The sequence below is a fragment of the Streptomyces sp. NPDC006326 genome, assembly GCF_040612915.1.
Taxonomy (GTDB): Bacteria; Actinomycetota; Actinomycetes; order Streptomycetales; family Streptomycetaceae; genus Streptomyces.
Map to the genome: position 1 here is coordinate 157351 of NZ_JBEXRC010000003.1, position 18319 is coordinate 175669.

Consider the following 18319-nt stretch of genomic DNA (forward strand, 5'->3'; position numbering starts at 1 on the left):
ACCCTGCCACCGGCATGGCGGCAAGCCGTTGCAGCGGCACGAGCGCGCGGCGCTGCTCGGGCCTCACCGCAGCTCTCCCACCGTGGTCGGCGGCGTTTTCCCTGGGACGCCGACCCGAGCTTGGGCCAGGGCGGGCGCCGCATCGCGGCGGCCGTGCTCGCCCTGGTGCTGCGCGGCGGCAGGTAGCAGCGTGACATTCACGAGACTGCCCCCATGAGCCCGGCAGGGACGTAGTGGCCCGGGCCGTAGGCCCCGTCCGCGTCGAAGCGCAGGGTCTTCTCCGCCGTGAGGAACCGCAACGCACGCTGGACGTGGTGAGGGAGCAGGCCGAACTCCTCGCCCAGCAGACCGGTCGGCAGTGCAGTCCCCGGCCGGTAGTGGCCGGCGCGGATCCGGTCGCGGACGGCACCGTGCAGGCCGCGGTCGCGGGGGTGTGGTTCGCACCTGCCGAGTCGGACCGGCGCACCCCCGGTGTGCAGCACGATCTCGCCCAAGGTGTCCAGGCGCAGGATTGCCAGGTGCACGTGCTTCACCGGCAGCCTCAAGAGCAGGGCAAGGTGCTTGATGGGCGGAAGGGAGGTGCCGGGCGGGTACATCGTGATCACGTGCTGGTGCACGATGACGCAGGCCCGGTCCAGGGCCCGCATGCTCACCGGTTGGGTGGCGACGGAGCCGCGGGCGGTCACGCGGAGGCCGCCGGGTACATGGCAGCGCTGGCGGGGAAGCAGTGCCCGGACCACGCGGTGCCCGCGGAGGAGTGCACGGGTCCTGTCGCTGCGTCCAGCAGCGAAGGCGCGCCGGTCGAAGCCTGGTCCAATACCTCATCCGCGACCGCCTCCGTCATCGAGGCGAGTCGGCGGAGAAGGCCGATGTCCTGGGAGTCGCGGCGCAGTCGGTCGCGAACCTCGTGCAGGAGGCCGTCCGCCTGGGACCGCGTTTTCTCGGTGAGACCGGTCTGCACGTGGCGGGAGGTGTGGTCCGTCAGCGACGTGAGGTAGGAGGCCAGGCGGGCGGTCAGCGGACGGACGTCGGGCGCGTCCACAGCATCGTCGACGACACGATTGAGGTCAGCCCAGAGGCTGCTGTCTTCGCTGGTGACGTCCTCGTGCCGGGAGAGCGCGAGCGCGCGCAGCAGGCGCCAGGTCACGGGCTCCGCCTCGGTCGGCGTGTGGGTGACGGCGGCGTGGCCACCGCTCCACGGCCGCGAAGCCGCAGTGGGTAAGCAGGCGTGTTGGACGGGGGCTGGGAGCGACGGACCCACGAAGTCTCCTCGGGCAGGGAACGGATGTCGGGTGCTGGCGCCGGTCGGCCGAGTGGGCCGGCTACCAGGGGCGGCGTAGGGCCCGCTGCGTGGCCGCGTAAGGGCGCACGATCTCGTGCCGGGTCTTGACCACCACGGGGGCGTGGCCGCAGAGGATCACGGTCTTCACTGAGGCGTCGAAGCTGGGGGAGAACATGTTCGTGATCGCGTACGCCGTGCCGTCGATCACGAGCCAGTCGCCGATCCGGATCTCGCGAGGGGACGCCTCCCACACGTCACCCGGCGGCGCATTGCGTGCCGTGCGGCTGACCAAGGAGTTGGGTACCGAGTCCGGCCCGCAGTTCTCATTTCCCAGTCCAGAAGACGTCATCGTCGTCGGTCAGCACCATGAGTGATCGGTCCTGGCGAGTGCGGGCCGGCGAGTGCTGCCACCGGCGGATGCGCCGGCTTCCTGTTCGGTGATCAGGAGATTGAGCTGCGGTTTGATGCCTGGCGGCAGCTGGAGCAGGTGGAAGCTGCCTGTCTGGCGGACCTCCTCCCACCCCCACGTTGCGGCAACGTGGGCCGCCAGCCGGGCGTTGGGCGTGCTGCAGCGCAGCCAAACCGGTGGCCGGGAGGCGCGGGCGAAGTGGTCGGCGAGCCACAGCGAGACCAGGCGCCCCACGCTCCGGTGGCCGGGGTCGGTGAAGACCAGCAGCACGCGAATGCTGCTCTCGGCGCGCTCGGGTGTGCTCCAGCCCGGGCCCGGACCGTTGGAGTCCAGCCTCCACATCGCGACAAGTTGCCCGTCGTCGAACAGGCCGTGGAGCTCGTGGCTGTGGTCGCCAGTTCGCAGGGGCCGGATCACGGCGGCGTCGCGGGACTGGTCGACGGGTCGCCCGCGCTTGGCTTCGTGGGCCCACCGTCGGGAAAGCAGGACGCCTGCCTGTGGGTAGTCGGGGCCGGCGAGGGCCCGCACGCTGTAGGGGGCTGTCACCGGACCGTCTCCCGGTACGAGTCGTCGGCGGTGTCCGGCGTGTGGGCGGGAGGGGCCGGGTCCATCCCGTTTTCCGTCGCTTTGGGTGTGTGGGCGGTGAACGCGTACGACCCGTACTGCGGCTCGCGGCCGTCGGCGATGCGGAGACCTCTCAGAGGAAGGGCCTCGACGCCCGGCGCCTCCAAAGCCCAGCCGTCGGCGAGCGCCAGCAGCTGCTCCAAGGTCCGCGGACGGTAGAGGATGCCAGCCTCCCGGTACAGCCTGACGAGGTCCGGGGCCGGCTCGGGGTGACCATCGGCCGCTGCGTGGACGACGGACAGGACGCTTCCGGCGGGGAGCCAGGACAGCAGCACGGAAAGCAGGCGCCTGGCTTCGACGTCACCGATCCACGGCAGGACCTCGTGCAGCAGGACCGCCATCGGCCTTCCGCGGTCGAGGCGTGCGATGACCGGTTGGGCGAGCATCTCCTCGGTGAAGGTGATGTCGGCGTGCAGGCCCATCTCCCGCGGCGTCTCCTCGAACACCATCCGGACGTGGGCCTGCACCAGCGGGTCGCCATCCACGTAGACGACGCTGGCCTCGGGCTGGATGTCCTGCGCCACCTCGTGGACGTTGTGGCCGCGGCGCCGGGGCAGCCCGCAGCCGAGGTCCAGGAACTGCGCGATCCCCTTAGCGGCCAGATGCCGGACGGCGTCCAGTGCGCGGGCGCGGGCGGCGGCAGCTGCACGATCCAGCCACGGTGCCACCGTCAGCAGTTGCCGTCCCAGGGCCCGGTCCGCCGGGTAGTTGTCCGTGCCGCCGGAGAGGTAGTCGCACACGCGCGCCACCGTGGGCCTGGAAAGGTCGAGGCGGCGCTCCATACCACCGGCTGCCGCTGCCGGGACCACGCCTTCATCAGCCGCCTCCGGGCGCGCACCCTCCAGGTCTGGAGGCTGCCGCCGGGTCCCGCCGGCTACCGGCGTTGTTCCGGAGTCGAGGGCCCCAGGGCAGTGGCGCAGGTAGGCGCTGACGGTCTTGCCGTGACCGTCGGACCGGGGGGACGCGTTCCAGTAGTCGGAGAGTTCGGTGACGATGGACAGACCGCGCCCGCTCTCCGCAAGGTCCTGCGGCCGGCTGACCTTGGGGCGGGGCGGGCACGGATCGGAATCTTCAACCTGGGCGATCAGCGCCTCGCCGGCAACGAGCGTCAAGGAAACCAGGAACTCGCCCTGGCCCGCCGCGTCCGGCTCGGCATGGGTCACGGCGTTGGCGGCCAACTCGCTGCAGATCCTCACGACGGGGTCGGTCAAGGACTCGCAGCCCCACTTGTCCATTTGGTCCGAGACGAAGCGGCGGGTCTGCCTGACGGACTCCGGGCGGCTGGGCAGGGCCGTGCACGTCGAGACGGCGGCGGGGGAAGCCAACGCTCGAAGCAGGTCGCCTCGCGTGATCCGTGGGGACATGGTCACCTCACCTCGTTCCAATCCGGCGACGTCTGGACGCCGTCCGGGGGAGCCTGTGGCTGAAGCATTCGATGGCCGAAGTGCGGCCGTGGGAGTGGCCCTTGGGGCTACCGTTACGCTCAGCGAACCGCGTTTCACCCCGTGTGGACATCCCGGGGCGTGGGCCGGGTCGGGTAACGCGGGTAATGATCGTTTCGTGGACAGGAGTGCTTTGTGCCGCGCGAACGGAACACGCGCCTGGAGGGTGTACTCCAGGAAATCGGCTGGTCCCAGGTCGCCGCAGCAGCGCACCTGGTGCGTGTTGCCTCCGAGGTCGGAGCCACGGAGCTGCAATCCATCACGCGCTCCCACATCAACCAGTGGATTCGAGGCGCGCATCCAGGGCCGACGGCGACCCGTATCTTGTGCGAGACGCTGTCGCGAGGACTGATCAGCAAGGGGCTGAACCGCATCGTCACGCCTGCCGACATCGGGCTCAACGACCCGGACAAGCAGGCGGATTCGATGCAGCCTCACGGCGGCGACACCATCGCCCAGCTCGTGGATCTCGGGGGGACCGACTTGGACCTGGAGCGCCGTCTCGCCCTCAAGCACGCGGCATTCTCGCTCGCGGGCATGAGCCTGCCGTCCTCCGGTTGGTGGGAGGACTCTCTGACCGCCGCGCGCAGAAGGGAGCCTCCCGCCGGCCGGATGACCGGTGCGGAAGACGTGGCAGCCGTACGGGAGATGACCCAGTTGTTGTCGCAGAGGGAGCAGCGACGTGGTGGCGGAGACGGACGGTCCGCTTTGGTGGCCTACCTCCGCACCGATGTTGCCGCCTACCTCGGTAGCCGGTTCCCGGACGAGCACGTCCGGAGAGAGATGTTCTCGGCCGCCGGCGAACTGGCCTACCTGGCAGGCTGGACAGCGTTCGATGCCTCCGAGCAGGTGCTGGCACAAAGGTGGCTCGGCCTCGCCCTGCGGCTGTCCGCCGAGGCCGACGACGCTCCGCTGGCCGGGCACATCCTCCGAGCCCAGGCCCACCAGACCCTCGACCTCGGCCACCCCGCGCAAGCCCTCCAACTGGCCGAGACCTCCGTCTCCCAGCGGCGCTACGCCAACGCCAGCCCCCGTGAACGCTCCCTTCTCGGCGTTGTCCACGCCCGCACGCTGGCTGCCAGCGGCAGGAGGCAGGAGGCGATCACGGCCCTGCTGCGCGCTGAGGACGACCTGCGCAGCGCCCAGGCCGGTGACGACGAGCCCGCCCGCGTCTTCTTCTTCTCCGAGGCATCCCTCGCGCACGAGACAGCCCGCACCCTGCACGCGCTTGGTGATCTCCAAGGAGCCGAAAGGGAGTTCCAGCGCAGTGTCCGTACTCGCCGGACCACGGCCTTCGCCCGGACACACGCCGTCACCCTCGGGCTCCTGGGCGCGGTCCAGATACAGCGGGGCGCACTCGACGTGGCCTGCGCGACCTGGACCCAAGCCCTCGATGCCATGCAGGGAGTCCAGTCCGGACGCGCCCTGGACACCGTCGTCCAGATGCGCCGCGCCCTGTCCCCGTACCGAGGCCGCGGCGGCACCGTGCTGACCCGCCTGGACGACCGCGCCCGTACCGTGATCAGCCGGGTACGCTGACCGCGCCGTCACACCACCGGACCAACCCGAGCCAATAGTCTGGCTGGTCCGGTAGTCCCAGGGGAGGAATGCGTGAACGACCCGATCACGATCGAGGCCATCGCCCACGTCGTCGGCGGCCACCAGACGCCGGCCGACGACTACCAGGGCGGAGTCGAATCGATCATCCGCATGCGCCAGGACTTCCCACTGGACACCCTGCGCGGACTCGACGAGTTCTCCCACCTGATCGTGACCTGGCACTTCCACCTGGGTTCCGACGCCGACCTTCACCTCGGAGCCCGTAGTCCTCGCAACGACCCGACATGGGAGCCCACCGGCACCTTCGTGCACCGAAACCACCGACGTCCCAACCGCATGGCAACGTCCTTCCCCCGCCTGCTCAAGGTGGAAGGCCGGGACCTCCACGTCACCGACCTCGACGCCGTGGCCGGGACTCCGATCTACGACCTGGCCCCATACTTCGCGGAGATGGGCCCCCGCGGCCCGGTCACCGCTCCGGCCTGGCCGGCGGCGATGCTGGCGAACTACTGGGACCCCGCGGCCAACCGACCCGAGTAAGACCTCGCCCCTGGGTGGCGGAGACACGTCCGCCTCGTCAGGCGGACATCCTCGGTTACCGCTCGGGCGCGTGCGCAATCTCAGCCTCGGAGAGTCGACGGTCAGGAAGCCTCCGAGCAACGCTGCTGATGCCGACCGCAAGGCGGAGAGCGGGGAGCAGATCTATTGCCCGGGGAGGCGGACGAAGTCGGAGTGTTCCGTCTTGGGGCTGCCTGAGCGAGGTCCTAACCAGAGCCAAACGCGGTCTTTTCGCGCCCAACCTGTGTCAGTTCGCCTCTGCATTGCTCTTTCTGACGAAGTGATCCACTGCCCGGGGTCGTTGAGATCTAGCGTGGTGGTCGAAAAGGCGCCGAAACGAGGGAGCGGTCATGGGCCCGTTAGGACCGACGCTCTTCCAGACCCTCATCAATCAGCGGGGCTGGCAGGAGTACCAGGTCTTCAAGAAGCGGTACGAGCAGGCGGCAAAGCAGCTTGCCGATGCCGAGGGCGACCCCTCGATCGGGACCGCCACCGTCGAGAAGAGGCAGTTCCACAGATGGGTGAGGGGCAACGTGCGCACCCCTCAGACGGTCGCCCGCCGGGTCCTGGAGTTCATGTTCCCGGGTATCCCGGCAGCCCGTCTCATGGAAGCAGCGTCCTCCGACCTGGTCTCGCCGCCCGCTCCGAGGGCGGAGGGGCGCACTTCAGGGGAGGCGTTCGAGAACGGCTGTGAAGACGTCGTGACCGCCGCCGCCAGCGAGTCAGCACGGTTCGCGGCCCGCGCAGAGGGCAGCAATGTGGGACCACACACGATGGAACAGTTGGAAGCCGATATCCGGCGGATAGTCGATACGTACCCCAATCGACCCGTCGGCCCCCTGTTTCGAGAAGTCCGCTCGTTGCGCGACCAAGCGTTCGAACTCCTGGAAGGCCGCCAGCCGCCTCGGTACACCCGCGACCTCTACGTCTGCGCCGGCATCCTGTGCGGAGTGCTCGCGAACGCCAGCTTCGACCTCGGCCGCTACGACGCCGCCGACACCCAGGCACGCACCGCCTTCCTCCTCGGCGAGCTGGCTGGCCACAACGGCCTTCGAGTGTGGGTACGCGGGCTCCAGGCCCTGATCTCCTACTGGGACGGCCGACCGGCGGATGCTGTCCGACTGGCGGACCTGGGGGCTGCGTACGCACGAGACTCCGGTACCGCGATCATCCGGCTGGAGAGCATCAAGGCGCGGTCCTACGGCCAGTTGGGCCGAGCCGAGGAGGCGCTTGCCGCATTGGCCGGCGCGGAGCGTCTTCGCGAAGGACTCGCGGCCGACGGGGATCTGCCCGGCGGCATGATGGCGTTCCCCGTGGAGAAACAGCTCTTCTACGCCAGCAGCACCCACCTCTGGCTGTCCGGCCGCCGCAATCTGGCGGACGCGGAGTCTCGTGCTGACGAGGCCGTGGCGATCTTCCAGTCGGCCCCGCCCGCTCGACAGCGGCTCGGTGAGATGTCCTTGGCCCGGATGGACCTCGCCATGGCCCGTCTCGGACGGGGAGACATCGAAGGGGCTGCGCAACAGGTTCACACGGTCCTTGAGACCAACGCCCGCCGTCGAACGGAGAGCGTGGACCGACGGATCGGTCACTTCAGCCGTCAACTGGCGGAACACCCTGCTGCTGGGGCCCCTGTTGCGATCGGCCTACGGGAGTCGATCATTGCCCTCAGAGAACGGCCCATTGCCGAACTTCCACCAGGAGGCAGCCCGTGACCACCGTGACCGTCTTGCACCCAGGCTCCATGGGCGCTGCCGTCGCCGCCCAAGCCGTGGCAGCAGGTCACGAGGTGCTCTGGGTGCCCGACGGGCGAAGCCCCGCGACACGTGAACGGGCTTCGAAGGCTGGAGCACTCGCAGTGGACAGCCTGGCTGTAGCGCTTGACCGCAGCTCCGTGGTCCTCTCCGTGTGCCCGCCCCAGGCAGCCGAGGACGTGGCTATGGAGGTCGCCGGCCACGACTTCTCCGGGGTGTACGTGGACGCCAACGCGATCAATCCACAGCGCATGAAGCACATCGCGGGCGTGGTCTGCCCGGGGTCGGTCACCCTCGACGGCGCGATCTTCGGCCCACCGCCGGGCGGGCAGCGGACGGCGCGCCTTTACCTCGCCGGCGACGAGCAGGCCGTCGGTGTCGTTGAAGGACTCTTCAAGGACACCCACCTTGAGCCGCGGCGCGTGAGCGGGGACATCGGCTCCGCTTCTGCACTGAAGATGGCGTTCGCCAGCTATCAGAAGGCCGCTCGCACCCTCGCCGGCGTCGCACATGCTCTTGCCGCCACGCACGGGGTGGGAGCCGAGCTGACCGCCGAGGCGGAAACCATGGCTTCGAATATCCTCTCGGATCCGGACTACCTGCCCAGCGTCGCTGCACGGGCCTGGCGGTGGGCACCGGAAATGGAGGACATCGCCGAAACCCTCCGAGCGGCTGACCTGCCAACGGAAATTGCGGACGCCACTGTCGCCGTTCTGGCTCGGTGGGAGCAGGACAAGGACCGCTACGACCTCTCCGTCGCAACTGCCCTTGCCCACCTGCGAGGCAGGGGTACGGCGTCCTCCTGACAACATGGCGCACGTGAGCGCGGCCCGCCTGCTCGGGCTCTTGCCCGAGGTGCCACTGGAGCCCCCTTGGATCTATGCAGGGACGGCCGATGGAAGGACCATCGCACTCGCGGACGGTTCGTGGCCGGTCACGGAGTGACAGGCGATGCGGAAGCCTCGTCTGCCTCCCAGGGCAGGAGGACCTGCTGGTGCATCCGCGACAGCGTCTGCATCAGGTCGGAGCGGTGCAAGGAGTGGCCGGAAGCCAGGAGCAGCCGGACGTAGGTGTCCAGTACCCGCAGCAGCTCCTCCGGCACCCCTCGCGCGGCGGGAGCCTCCCAGACACCGGCGAGCACTTTGTCCGCCTCCTCCCCGGTTACACGGAAGAATGAGTGCCGGTCCCAGGGGGCCATGCGCTGTAGGGTGCCTCGGTCGCCCCGGCCGTTCCGGCCCATCAGGCGGTTGCCTGCCAGTTCCAATGCCCGGACCACCGCCATCTCGGATACCGCGACCACTGCTGCTGTCGGCTGAGCCATTGTCTCTCCCCAGCTGGGCATCGTTCGCGCCAGGCCGCGGTCTTACGGCCCAGGTTGGGTGACCCGCTGTAGCGCCCTGCGGGTCTCCCCTTAGCAGGAGGGCCGCACGTCTCTGGCAATCTGTCAAATAGCGGGCCATCTACGAAAATGCAACCAGGTGCCGAGACTTCGGCCACTACCCTGTGCCCGGTGTCAGCTGGACCGCAGCGCGGGCGTCCGCCGCTTCCGCCTCTGTCCGGACGGCGTTTGAGGAGCCTCTCGGAGAAGAGGGAGTCGTGATCGTGATCGACAGTGCCGCGCTGGACGCTCTTAACGCGGCGTCCCAGGGTTTCGTTTTCTACTCCGACATCTCCGACCGGCTGGGTGCCGCGACGAGGGGCACCGGCGGCGAACTCGACGAGGAGCACGTCGAAACGCTCCGGGCTGGGTTCCTGTTCTACCTGAGCCCCGACGACACCTTCGTTGGGGCGTATGTAGGGGCCGGGTCGCAGCCGTGGCCCCGTGATCTGTCGGAGATCAGCGGGCGGGCGGTGGAAATCTGGGCTGAGTACGCCGCAGAGGCAGACCACCCGGGCGTTCGTGGCCATCTTCACGACCTTCTGCACGCCGTCAGCGCCGGCCGTCCCAAGATCAAGCATCTTCGCGCGGCAGTGGATTCGTACGTCGAGTCGGCGGACTGGTTCGAGGCAGCGCCCCAGGTGTCGGGCGGCAACCTGTACGCGGCGAAGTCGCTCGTGCGCGCGTTCAAGCTCGCCCTCTCGGCGAACCTGCCCGCCGCAGACATCGTCGCGACCATGGTCTGCCGGGCCAACGCGGAGATGGACAAGGGCGACGAGCGCCCAGGCGTCGTGGGGATCCTGCTCGACCCGCTCGTGGCGAGGTCCAAGTGGCATGCCCACGCCCTGCCTGTCGCGGAGCGGGCAGCCGAGCATTACCGGCGCGACCCACACGTCCGGGTCTCCTTTCTGCGTAACCTCGCGGTGGTGACCAAGAGCGACCCCGGGCGTGTCGAGCGAATCAACAGAGCCATCGCCGCCACCTACACCGACGCGGCCGAGGGGCTGACCGGTGTAGCCAAGTTGATGATGCTCACCGATGCCGCCGTGCATGCCCGTGACAAGGGCCTCAGCGACCTGCACACGGACATCCGCATGAAGCAGCAGGCGCTAACCCGTGAGGACCTGGAACTCCAGAAGATTCGCTTCGACGTCAGCATGCCGGAGGAACTCTTCGACGCCGCCAGTGCCTACATCGGCGAGGCCAAGGACCTGGAGGACGCGCTGCGGCGCATCGTCGGCCACCCGGTACCTCCGCAGCCCGAATCGACGGACGAGAGCGGCGAAGAGGGGCTGCAGCCCTCATTCCTCCGCCTCGACACGAACCGCATTAACACGGCCGGCCCTGTGCTCGTCCACGACGTGGGACAGCAGGAGGTCCCGGGGCAGGACCAGCGGGTTATAGGCCTCGAACTGACCGGCGTCTTGATCAGCTACCAGCTGGACATCCTGTGGGAGCGCTTCGAGCCGAGTGTCCGGGAGATGACAACGGCGCTCAACCATCCGGTCGTTCTTCCTGCCGAGCGCGCCAGACTGCTGGCCCGCGCCTTTCGGCTGTACTGGGAGTACGACGAGATCGCGGTGTTCGTCGCTGTCCCCCTGGTCGAGGGCATTCTTCGCCGCTACCTCGAGCAGCACATTCCCGTGATCCACCTGGCCAAGGGCGAATCGACCGGGGGCGTCGGCCTGCTTGGGGGGCTCCTGCGCTCCCTGGCCGATAGGCCGGATCTGGCCGGAAGCGCATGGGCGAGGAGCTTCCTGCTGGTGCTCGTCGAACCGGCTGCGGGGCCGAACGTCCGGAACACCATCGCGCACGATCTGTGGGAGTCGCTTCCCCCGCGCCACCAGACCGCGATGGTCCTGTTGGCCGCGCTGGTTTTTCTCCGCGCGGCATCGACCGGCTCGACCAGCAGAGCAGAAGGGCGAGCCCGTCGGCCAACCAGCTAGCCGGCGGCGTCCAGCCCCGCTAGCTCCCTCAGCCGCGATGAAGAAGGCTGGCTGCTTCCTTGACGATCACTGCCACCACACCGGTCACGAACGCGCCGAGCACCCTGTCTACCAGGTTGCCTTGCTGCCGCCGTGCGGGCCGAGCCGGGCGGGTGTGTGTGCGGTGCCGCTTGCGTCGAGTCATGGATTCCTCCAAGGGGTCTTGCCGTTGCGCTCGGTACCGTCCGGCTGGCTGCGCAAGGGCTCGTGTCTGACGCCCATCACCCTGTCGGGGCAAAGGCAGAGCCGGCCCGGAGACTGCACCCCATCTCGGTGTAACTTCCAGAACGTGGAAGAAACCCAGGTCAAGGAGTGGGAGCCGGGCACAGCGGACGATCTCGTGCGCGATGCGGAAGCCCTTGGAGTCGAGCGGGTCTCCGCCAGGATGATCACCGACTGGGTGGAGGTTGGACTTCTCGCCGCACCCGAGTTCCACAAATCCATGCAGCACGGTCGAGACCCCGGCGTGTTCCCTGCGGTCCAGCGCCGGCTGTTCGGCGAACTGCTGCGAGCCCGCGAGCGGTCCCCGCTCAAGCGGATCCCCCACCACACCATGATTCCGGTGGTGCTGTTCGTCTGCTCACCACTGACACCGTCGTCCCGGTCACGCAGGCGCGCAGGGCGCTTCGCACGTACGCGCAGACCACCGGCAAGACGAACAGGGCCCGGCGGCAGGAGAACGCTCGGCGCATCGTGGAGCAGTTCGCCCACCCCTCCGCCACGTACCAGCAGCGCCGCACCGTCCAGCTGCTCATCGAGGAGGGGGAGCGGACCCGTATACCGGACTGGGAGAAGCTGCACTCGGCGCTCACGGCTCTGTGCTCGCCATGGCGGACTGCCGGCGTGCCCCTGCTGGAACGAGGCATCGGCCGACCGGACATGCCCTTGACGGTGACCGATTCCATCGTGCTCAAGGTGGCCGCTCAGCGGCTGACGGCACGGCTCCGCGCCGAGCAGGTCCGCGAAGAGGACCTCCTCGAAGTGCGCAGGGTGCACCGGGCCGACTGGGCGCAGTACGAGGCGGCGCGAAGCCGGCAGCAACCCGAAGGTACGACCCCCGGCTTCTTCGCCGCCCCCGAAGGCATGGAGGCGCGAGCCCGAGAACAGGTGCACGCGTACACAGGCACCCTTGCAGGCATGCTGGGCATCATCGCCGAGGTGGCCACCGAGGCGCGGGTCGGTCGACACCCGTTCTGATCATGCAAGCGAGACATGCTGGTGTTGACCTTCAGCTCGCAGGCAGCCGAGGGAGTCGCGCTCGGCATGCCCCCGGCGCGTCCCCCTTCTATAGGCGCCGAGTCAGCTAGTGCCTGATTCGCCCACGGCAGACGACAGCGATGCCCAAACGACTGCAACCTTCCGTCCCTAGTCAGACGGGTGGCGAAGACAACCCGAGGGTGATGCCGACCCGAAAACGCCCGAGGAGGACGACTGTCCGACCCGGATCGCGACCATCAACACCATGCTGGGCGGCCACCCCACCAGGCCCCCAGGGATGGAGAGTCGAGGCACTCCGGTCGCCCTGGTCCGGCTGCCGCCGCAGCGCCCGTGCCCCGGCAGCGCGGGCGGTGTCGCCGGCGCCCTCCTGTGGTCGGCGCGCCAGTTTGCTCCGGAGGTCGAATCTCGGTGGGGAATCAAGCCGCCAGGCCGAGGTCGAGCAGCTTGGCGGCTTGCCCCAGGGTGCCAGGCATGAGGTGTCGGTAGGTCTTGAATGTGATCTCGATGCTTTTGTGCCCCATCCACTCCGCGACATCCGTGATCGCGATGCCATGGCTCAGACAGTTCGACGCGAAGAAGTGACGAAGACTGTAGATGACCATGCCATCGGGGACGTCGAGAGCTTGTGCCTTACGGAGTCGTTGCCATTGGTTCTGAAAGAAATACGGCAGGAATGCTTGGGTTTTGTCCTTGGGGTGCCGTAGTAGGTAGCCGCCGGTGGTGCCGTACCTCTCGGCGTGCCACTCGATCGTTTCTCTGATGCGGCCCGGCAGTGGGACGTCGCGGTATTCTCCCTTCTTTCTGTGTTTGAGCGGGCTGTACGTCTTTGTGGTCTGGTTCACCTGCTCGGAGACTCGATAGACGTCGTCGGCCACGATGTTATTGATGTTGACCGCGGCAGCTTCGCCGTTGCGTAGACCGCAGCCACTCATCAGGTCTACGAGCAGGCGAAAAGAGTCGTCACCCTGGCTGCGGAGTGCAGCCAGCTGGGGAGCTGTTGGGATCACGGCGCGCCCGGGAGAATATTGAGGGTGCTGGACCCCTATTATCGGATTCTCTTCGTAGATTCCCAGGCGGTGGGCATCGAGGAGGATGGTGGCGAGCTTGTCAAAAGCGTTTGACTGTGCTGCGGCTCCTACCTCGTGCGCTTCCATGTGCCGTACGAATTCATCCACCACTTTGTGGTCGAACGTTTCCATTCGCCGACTGCCGAAGAATGGTAGCAGGTGGTGGACGAGGAGAGAGTCGAGTTGCCTAACAGAGGATTCGGCTAGATGTCGCTGACCTGCACGCCATTCGTTAGCGTATTCATTGAACGTCATCCGTCCGTATCTTGTGGCACGTTCCGCCTTCGACTGGCTTCGTGTTCCCTTCTTTGCTTGGTATACCTCGGTGAGCCTCCTTATGGCTAGATCTTGGGTGGCGAATCCGGACTCCTGCGTTTGACGCCCGGATGGGTTGCGGTATCGAATTTTGTAATCATGAGAACATTTTGACCATCTATTCTGTGGATGGTCGCAAACTTTAAAGAACGTTCCCATTCCGCGGGCCAAGGGTCTTGCTGTCACGGCTTTTCTATCCGGCTTCCTTGCGTGCGCTCCATTACCTCCTTTCGTCCCTCAGTCGAGTGAGACCTTCTGCTGGTCGATCCATATCTGGACCTCTGATACGCGGAACTGAATCTTGGCATTGCGGCCCGTGCCGAATTTGTACGCCGCCAGACCAGCGCGGGCCGCCTCCCGGTATACCCAGGGGATCGACATATTCAGGTGTTCGGCCAGTTCCTTAGCCGTCATGAACTGCGCTGGCATGGTGCTCCCTTCGTCGCGGACAGGCGTCCTTGTGGTGCCATAGTCCGCAGAATCCCCGGTTTCGGAAACCGGGGATCGTCGGCTATATAGGGAGGGCGTCCTGTGCGCCGGATGCCTGCGCTCGACGGGCGGAGGCCTACGTCTCTGATCTCGGGTCTTGAGCGGTCGGCAGGAACGGTCGCCGCCACAGGTTTCGGCGGTACGAACCTTGGCTCAGGCGGTGAGCCCCAGGTCCAGGAGCTTGGCCGCGGTACCGATCGAGCCGGGCATGAGGTGACGATAGATCTTGAATGTGATCTCGATGCTGTTGTGGCCCATCCACTCGGCCACGTCCGTGATCGGGATGTTGTGCCGCAGGCAGTTCGAGGCGAAGAAGTGGCGCATGCTGTAGATGACCATGCCGTCGGGTATGTCTAGGTCACCCCGTCGTTTCAGGCGCTGCCACTGGTTCTGCAGCAGGTAGGGCTGAAAGGGCCGCGTAGGGTCACGCGGGTGGCGAAGTAGGTAGCCGTCGACGTTGCCGTACGTTTCGGCGTACCACTCGATGGTGCTCCTCGTCCGTGCCGGAAGCGGGACGTCCCGGTACTCGCCGGCCTTTCGGTGTTTGAGGCGGTCGTACGTCTTCGTGGTCTGGTTGACCTGCTCCGTCACGCGGTACACGTCGTCAGCTACGAGGTTCCTGAGATTGACTGCGGCCGCCTCGCCGTTGCGGAGGCCACAGCCGCTCATCAGGTCCACCACGAGCGTGAGGGTGTCGTCGCCGGCGACGCGCACGGCCTGAAGCTGCTCAGGAGAGGGGATCACGGCCCGCTTGGGGTCGTACTGGGGAGGCTTGACTCCGGCGAGCGGGTTGTCGTCAAAGAGTCCCAGGCGATGCGCGTCGAGGAGGATCGACTTCAACTTGTCGTAGGCGTTGGACTGGGCTGCCAGGCCGACGCCGTTCCGTTCCATGGTGCGGATGAACCCGTCGACGACCTTGTGGTCGAAGCTGCTCATCCTGCGGCTTCCGAGGGCTGGGAAGATGTGGTGCTGCAGGAGCGAATCCAGGTGGCTGAGGGACGCCGGCGCCAGGTGTCGCTGGCCGTCCTTCCACTCCGTCGTGTACTCCCGGAGCTGCATCTGCCCGTACTTCGCGATGCGCTCGGCCTTGGCGTCCTGCCTCGGCGCTGCCTTCCTGGCCTTGTAGACAGTGGTCAAACGGTCGATCGCCTCGTCCTGCGTGGCGAACCCTGACTCCTCGGCCTGTCTCCCGAGGGTGTCCCGATAGCGGATCTTGTAGGGGTGGGGGCACTTCGCCCACCGGGAAGGGGAGTGCTCGCACTCCTTGAAGAAGCTGCCCATTCCTCGCGCGAGCGTTTTGGCGGCCACTGCTGCAGACTCCTCGGATGCCGATGCTGACAGTTTGCTGACCGTCAGCGATCCGGAACCCTGTTGACCTGCGAAAACGCGACCCTGGAGCGAAATGTTCTGGAACTGGATCGGCCGCTCGCACGAGGACATCGCCCAGGCCCGCGAGGACTGGATGAACGGGTCCCGATTCGGTGAAGTGAAGGGCTACGACGGCCCTCCGATTCCGGCTCCCGAGCTCCCTCCGACCCACCTGAAGCCCAGGGGAAGGGTGCGTTGACCTGAACTGCCCGGGCCGCCGGGCCCAGGCGGCGGCAGCAAGCACTGGGCTCCAGAGGCCAGTCTGTCAGGGCGGGGCGCTCAACCGCCGTGGCGCTCCTGGGCGGCCAGCACCTGGTCGCCGTGCTCGAAGGCCCACGCCCCGAACGCGTCGATCGGGCCGAGCAGGCTCTGTCCGAGGGGTGTGAGGGCGTAGGCGATGCGGGGGGTTCCGCTCGTCCGGCGTTCCACGAGCCCGTTGAACTCCAGGCGGCGCAGGGTTTCGGTGAGGACCTTGGAGCTGATTCCGCCGATCTTCTCCCGGAGCTCGCCGTGGCGGGTGGGGCCGTCCCGCAGGGACCAGAGCACCACGGAGTTCCAGGTGTTGGCGAGGAGGTCGAAGGCGAGGCGAGCGCGGCAGTCGGCCAGGTATGCGTCGGATTCCACGTACCAGATGGTGCCCGAACGACTTCCTAGTGTCCTTACCGAGAGCGCCGGGAACGGGCGCGGAGAAGGGACGTAGACGTGAGGATCGGTGTGCTGGGGACGGGGAACATGGCGCAGGCTCTCGCCGGGCACTGGGCACGAGCAGGACATCAGGTGCTGGTAGGGGGCCGGGACCAGGTCAGGGCACGGGACCTCGCGGGCCGGCTGGGCGGCGACGCGCGGCACGGCAGCCTGAGCGAGGCGGCGGGCTTCGGCGAGGTCGTGCTGGCCGCGCTCCCGTACGGCGCCGGCGTGGAGGTCGTCACCAGGGTGCGGGAGCGGCTGGACGGGCGGGTGCTGATCGACTGCTCCAACCCGGTCGGTCCGGGTTTCCGGCTGCTGACGGACGGCGGGCCCTCGGCGGCCTTGCGTCTGGCGGGCGCCGCGCCGGGAGCGCGGGTCGTCAAGGCCTTCAACCTCTGCCACGAGGGTGTCTGGCGGATGGACCCGCCGGTCTTCGACCGGCGCCCGCTGGCTGTTCCGCTGTGCGGTGACGAGGCGTCGGCTCTGGCCGTGGTGGAGGAGCTGGTCCGGGCTGCGGGCTGCGTACCGGTGGCCGGCGGAGGCTTGGAGCGGGCGGCCCTGCTGGAGGCGACGGCCGCGCTCTTCATCGGGCTGTGGGTCGGGGAGGGGGCGGACGCCCAGGCGATCGCGCCGCCTCTCGCGTTCGCGACGGGCGTCGGAGGAGACGGGGCGGAGGTGTGACGCAGGTCGGTCCCGTCAGTTGCCTGCCGGCGGCAGAAGCGGCCGGTGGTGGCCGCCAGGCCGGGGATCGTGCGGGTCATCGGGGGGTGTCGTCCAGTGGTCGGGTGAGCAGGTCGCCGATGGCGGCGATGCCTGCCGCGATGCCTCGTTCGCTGACGTTGCCGAACCCCAGGACGAGTTGGGCGGGCGCCTCGGTGTGCCCAGCCCGGCAGGAGCTCATCCCGTAGAGACCGACCGCGCGGGTGCGGGCAGCGGCGATGACCTCGTCTTCGGTGGCATGGGCCGGGAGGTGGGCCACGGCGTGGAAGCCTGCCGCGAGGCCTGTGACCGGCAGCCCGGGGGCGTGTTCGGCGACGGCGGCGAGCAGAGCGGTGCGGCGGGCGGCGTAGGTGGCGCGCATGCGGCGCAGGTGGCGGTCGAAGCGCCCGGACTCGATGAGTATGGCCAGGGCGTGCTGGTCGAGGGCGGGGCCGCCGCGGTCGCTGCGGTGTTTCTCCTCGGCCAGGGCGTCGGTCAGGTGCGGCGGGCAGATCATCCATCCGATGCGCAGGGCCGGGGCGAGGGACTTGCTGACCGTGCCCAGCCCGATGACCCGGTGGGGCTCCAAGCCCTGGAGCGCGCCGACGGGTTCGCGGTCGTAGCGGAATTCGGCGTCGTAGTCGTCCTCGATGACGAAGGCGTCGTGGTCCCTGGCCCACGCGAGCAGGGCGAGCCGGCGTTCCGGCGCGAGGGCGACGCCGGTGGGCCACTGGTGGGCGGGGGTGACCACCACGGCCCGGGCGTCGGTTGCCGACAGCGCCCGGACGTCGATGCCGTGCTCGTCGACGGGTACGGGGACCGCCCGCATGCCCGCCATGCCTGCCGCCGCGGTCACGGTCCCGGGCGAGCCGGGGTCCTCGAACGCCACCTCCTGCACGCCGATGTCGGCGAGGGTGCGCAGGGCGAGGCCGAGGCCCTGCGCGTAGCCGTTGCAGACGACGATGTGCTCGGGGCCGGCCGCGGCGGCGCGCACCCGACGCACGTAGCCGGCCAGGACCTCGCGCAGGGCCGCGGCGCCGCGCGGATCGCCGTAGTCGAATTCCACGGTGGGCATGCCACGCGCCGCCTCCCGCATGGCCCACACCCAGTCCTGAACCGGAAAGGATCCCAAGTCCGGCACCCCGCACCGGAAATCTGCCACCAGGCGTGGGGCGACGGCAGGGGGACGGGCAGCGACGGATGCCGTCGCCGAACCGGCCGCCACCCGGGTGGCCGAACCGGGGCGGGTCACCAGATAGCCCTCGGCCAGGAGCTGCGCGTAGCACTCCTGCACCAGGCCGCGTGACAGGCCCAGTGTGCGGGCGAGTTCACGCGACGAAGGCAGTCTTTCGCCGACCTCCAGGCGGCCGGTCCGGATGGCGTCCCGCAGGCCGTGCTCCAGCTGCGCGCGCAGCGGGCGGCCGCTGGTCCGGTCGACGGACAGCAGCAGATCGGGCGAGGAACTGGACCACTCCGGAGGCATG

19 protein-coding genes and 1 pseudogene are annotated in these 18319 nt (G+C 68.3%); 8 read left to right on the plus strand and 12 right to left on the minus strand.

Translation table 11 applies throughout. The features are described from left to right. Positions 1-197 precede the first annotated feature (197 nt). The 5 genes from ABZ128_RS03905 to ABZ128_RS03925 all read right to left on the minus strand — a co-directional run bounded on the left by ABZ128_RS03905 (position 198) and on the right by ABZ128_RS03925 (position 3679). Positions 198-686: a GntR family transcriptional regulator gene (locus ABZ128_RS03905; RefSeq protein WP_356845878.1), complete on the minus strand. Its 489-nt coding sequence runs from the start codon at positions 684-686 to the stop codon at positions 198-200. Then, positions 683-1147: a hypothetical protein gene (locus ABZ128_RS03910; protein WP_356845879.1), complete on the minus strand. Its 465-nt coding sequence runs from the start codon at positions 1145-1147 to the stop codon at positions 683-685. The genes ABZ128_RS03905 and ABZ128_RS03910 overlap by 4 nt, the downstream gene beginning before the upstream one ends. Before the next feature lie 175 nt (positions 1148-1322). Then, positions 1323-1574, minus strand: a complete 252-nt coding sequence (locus tag ABZ128_RS03915; RefSeq protein ID WP_356845880.1) for a hypothetical protein — start codon at positions 1572-1574, stop codon at positions 1323-1325. 66 nt (positions 1575-1640) lie between these two features. Continuing rightward, positions 1641-2237 (minus strand): hypothetical protein, encoded by a 597-nt coding sequence (locus ABZ128_RS03920; protein ID WP_356845881.1) that lies wholly within the window; start codon positions 2235-2237, stop codon positions 1641-1643. Continuing rightward, positions 2234-3679 (minus strand): SAM-dependent methyltransferase, encoded by a 1446-nt coding sequence (locus ABZ128_RS03925; RefSeq protein WP_356845882.1) that lies wholly within the window; start codon positions 3677-3679, stop codon positions 2234-2236. The genes ABZ128_RS03920 and ABZ128_RS03925 overlap by 4 nt, the downstream gene beginning before the upstream one ends. Positions 3680-3892: 213 nt before the next feature. Between ABZ128_RS03925 and ABZ128_RS03930 the strand changes: the two genes are divergently transcribed. The 4 genes from ABZ128_RS03930 to ABZ128_RS03945 all read left to right on the plus strand — a co-directional run bounded on the left by ABZ128_RS03930 (position 3893) and on the right by ABZ128_RS03945 (position 8435). Continuing rightward, positions 3893-5296 (plus strand): Tat pathway signal protein, encoded by a 1404-nt coding sequence (locus tag ABZ128_RS03930; protein ID WP_356845883.1) that lies wholly within the window; start codon positions 3893-3895, stop codon positions 5294-5296. Between the two features lie 72 nt (positions 5297-5368). After that, positions 5369-5857, plus strand: coding sequence for a TrmO family methyltransferase (locus ABZ128_RS03935; protein WP_356845884.1), 489 nt, complete (start codon positions 5369-5371; stop codon positions 5855-5857). Positions 5858-6225: 368 nt separating this feature from the next. Next, positions 6226-7590, plus strand: a complete 1365-nt coding sequence (locus tag ABZ128_RS03940; RefSeq protein ID WP_356845885.1) for a hypothetical protein — start codon at positions 6226-6228, stop codon at positions 7588-7590. Next, positions 7587-8435, plus strand: a complete 849-nt coding sequence (locus ABZ128_RS03945; RefSeq protein WP_356845886.1) for a DUF1932 domain-containing protein — start codon at positions 7587-7589, stop codon at positions 8433-8435. The genes ABZ128_RS03940 and ABZ128_RS03945 overlap by 4 nt, the downstream gene beginning before the upstream one ends. Positions 8436-8563: 128 nt before the next feature. Here ABZ128_RS03945 and ABZ128_RS03950 read toward each other — a convergent pair whose 3' ends face one another. After that, positions 8564-8827, minus strand: a complete 264-nt coding sequence (locus ABZ128_RS03950; RefSeq protein WP_356845887.1) for a hypothetical protein — start codon at positions 8825-8827, stop codon at positions 8564-8566. Positions 8828-9225: 398 nt separating this feature from the next. Here ABZ128_RS03950 and ABZ128_RS03955 point away from each other — a divergent pair, with 398 nt between their 5' ends. Beyond that, positions 9226-10953, plus strand: a complete 1728-nt coding sequence (locus ABZ128_RS03955; protein ID WP_356845888.1) for a hypothetical protein — start codon at positions 9226-9228, stop codon at positions 10951-10953. Between the two features lie 28 nt (positions 10954-10981). On the opposite strand, the gene ABZ128_RS03960 is transcribed toward ABZ128_RS03955, so the two are convergent. Further along, positions 10982-11137, minus strand: a complete 156-nt coding sequence (locus tag ABZ128_RS03960) for a hypothetical protein (RefSeq protein WP_356845889.1) — start codon at positions 11135-11137, stop codon at positions 10982-10984. A gap of 548 nt (positions 11138-11685) precedes the next feature. On the opposite strand from ABZ128_RS03960, the gene ABZ128_RS03965 reads away from it, so the two are divergent. After that, the gene (locus ABZ128_RS03965; RefSeq protein ID WP_356845890.1) at positions 11686-12189 is read left to right on the plus strand and encodes a hypothetical protein; all 504 of its coding nucleotides are present in this window, start codon (positions 11686-11688) and stop codon (positions 12187-12189) included. 437 nt (positions 12190-12626) lie between these two features. On the opposite strand, the gene ABZ128_RS03970 is transcribed toward ABZ128_RS03965, so the two are convergent. The 3 genes from ABZ128_RS03970 to ABZ128_RS03980 all read right to left on the minus strand — a co-directional run bounded on the left by ABZ128_RS03970 (position 12627) and on the right by ABZ128_RS03980 (position 15389). Further along, positions 12627-13409 carry a tyrosine-type recombinase/integrase gene (locus ABZ128_RS03970; protein WP_356845891.1) on the minus strand — a complete coding sequence of 261 codons (783 nt, stop codon included), beginning with the start codon at positions 13407-13409 and terminating at the stop codon, positions 12627-12629. A 420-nt stretch (positions 13410-13829) separates the two neighbouring features. After that, on the minus strand, positions 13830-14021 hold the full coding sequence (locus ABZ128_RS03975) for a helix-turn-helix domain-containing protein (RefSeq protein ID WP_356845892.1): 192 nt from the start codon (positions 14019-14021) through the stop codon (positions 13830-13832). 213 nt (positions 14022-14234) lie between these two features. Then, complete coding sequence (locus ABZ128_RS03980; RefSeq protein WP_356845893.1) at positions 14235-15389, minus strand: tyrosine-type recombinase/integrase; 1155 nt, start codon at positions 15387-15389, stop codon at positions 14235-14237. A gap of 94 nt (positions 15390-15483) precedes the next feature. Here ABZ128_RS03980 and ABZ128_RS03985 point away from each other — a divergent pair. Then, positions 15484-15648, plus strand: a pseudogene (locus ABZ128_RS03985) (pirin family protein); the annotation flags it as partial. A gap of 80 nt (positions 15649-15728) precedes the next feature. Here the strand turns inward: ABZ128_RS03985 and ABZ128_RS03990 are convergent. Then, positions 15729-16073, minus strand: coding sequence for a helix-turn-helix domain-containing protein (locus tag ABZ128_RS03990; protein ID WP_356845894.1), 345 nt, complete (start codon positions 16071-16073; stop codon positions 15729-15731). A gap of 78 nt (positions 16074-16151) precedes the next feature. Between ABZ128_RS03990 and ABZ128_RS03995 the strand changes: the two genes are divergently transcribed. Next, entirely contained in the window at positions 16152-16817 is a 666-nt protein-coding gene (locus ABZ128_RS03995; RefSeq protein WP_356845895.1) for an NAD(P)-binding domain-containing protein, read from the plus strand. Between the two features lie 76 nt (positions 16818-16893). Here ABZ128_RS03995 and ABZ128_RS04000 read toward each other — a convergent pair whose 3' ends face one another. Further along, positions 16894-18318 carry a PLP-dependent aminotransferase family protein gene (locus tag ABZ128_RS04000; protein ID WP_356845896.1) on the minus strand — a complete coding sequence of 475 codons (1425 nt, stop codon included), beginning with the start codon at positions 18316-18318 and terminating at the stop codon, positions 16894-16896. Between the last annotated feature and the right edge of the window lies 1 nt (position 18319).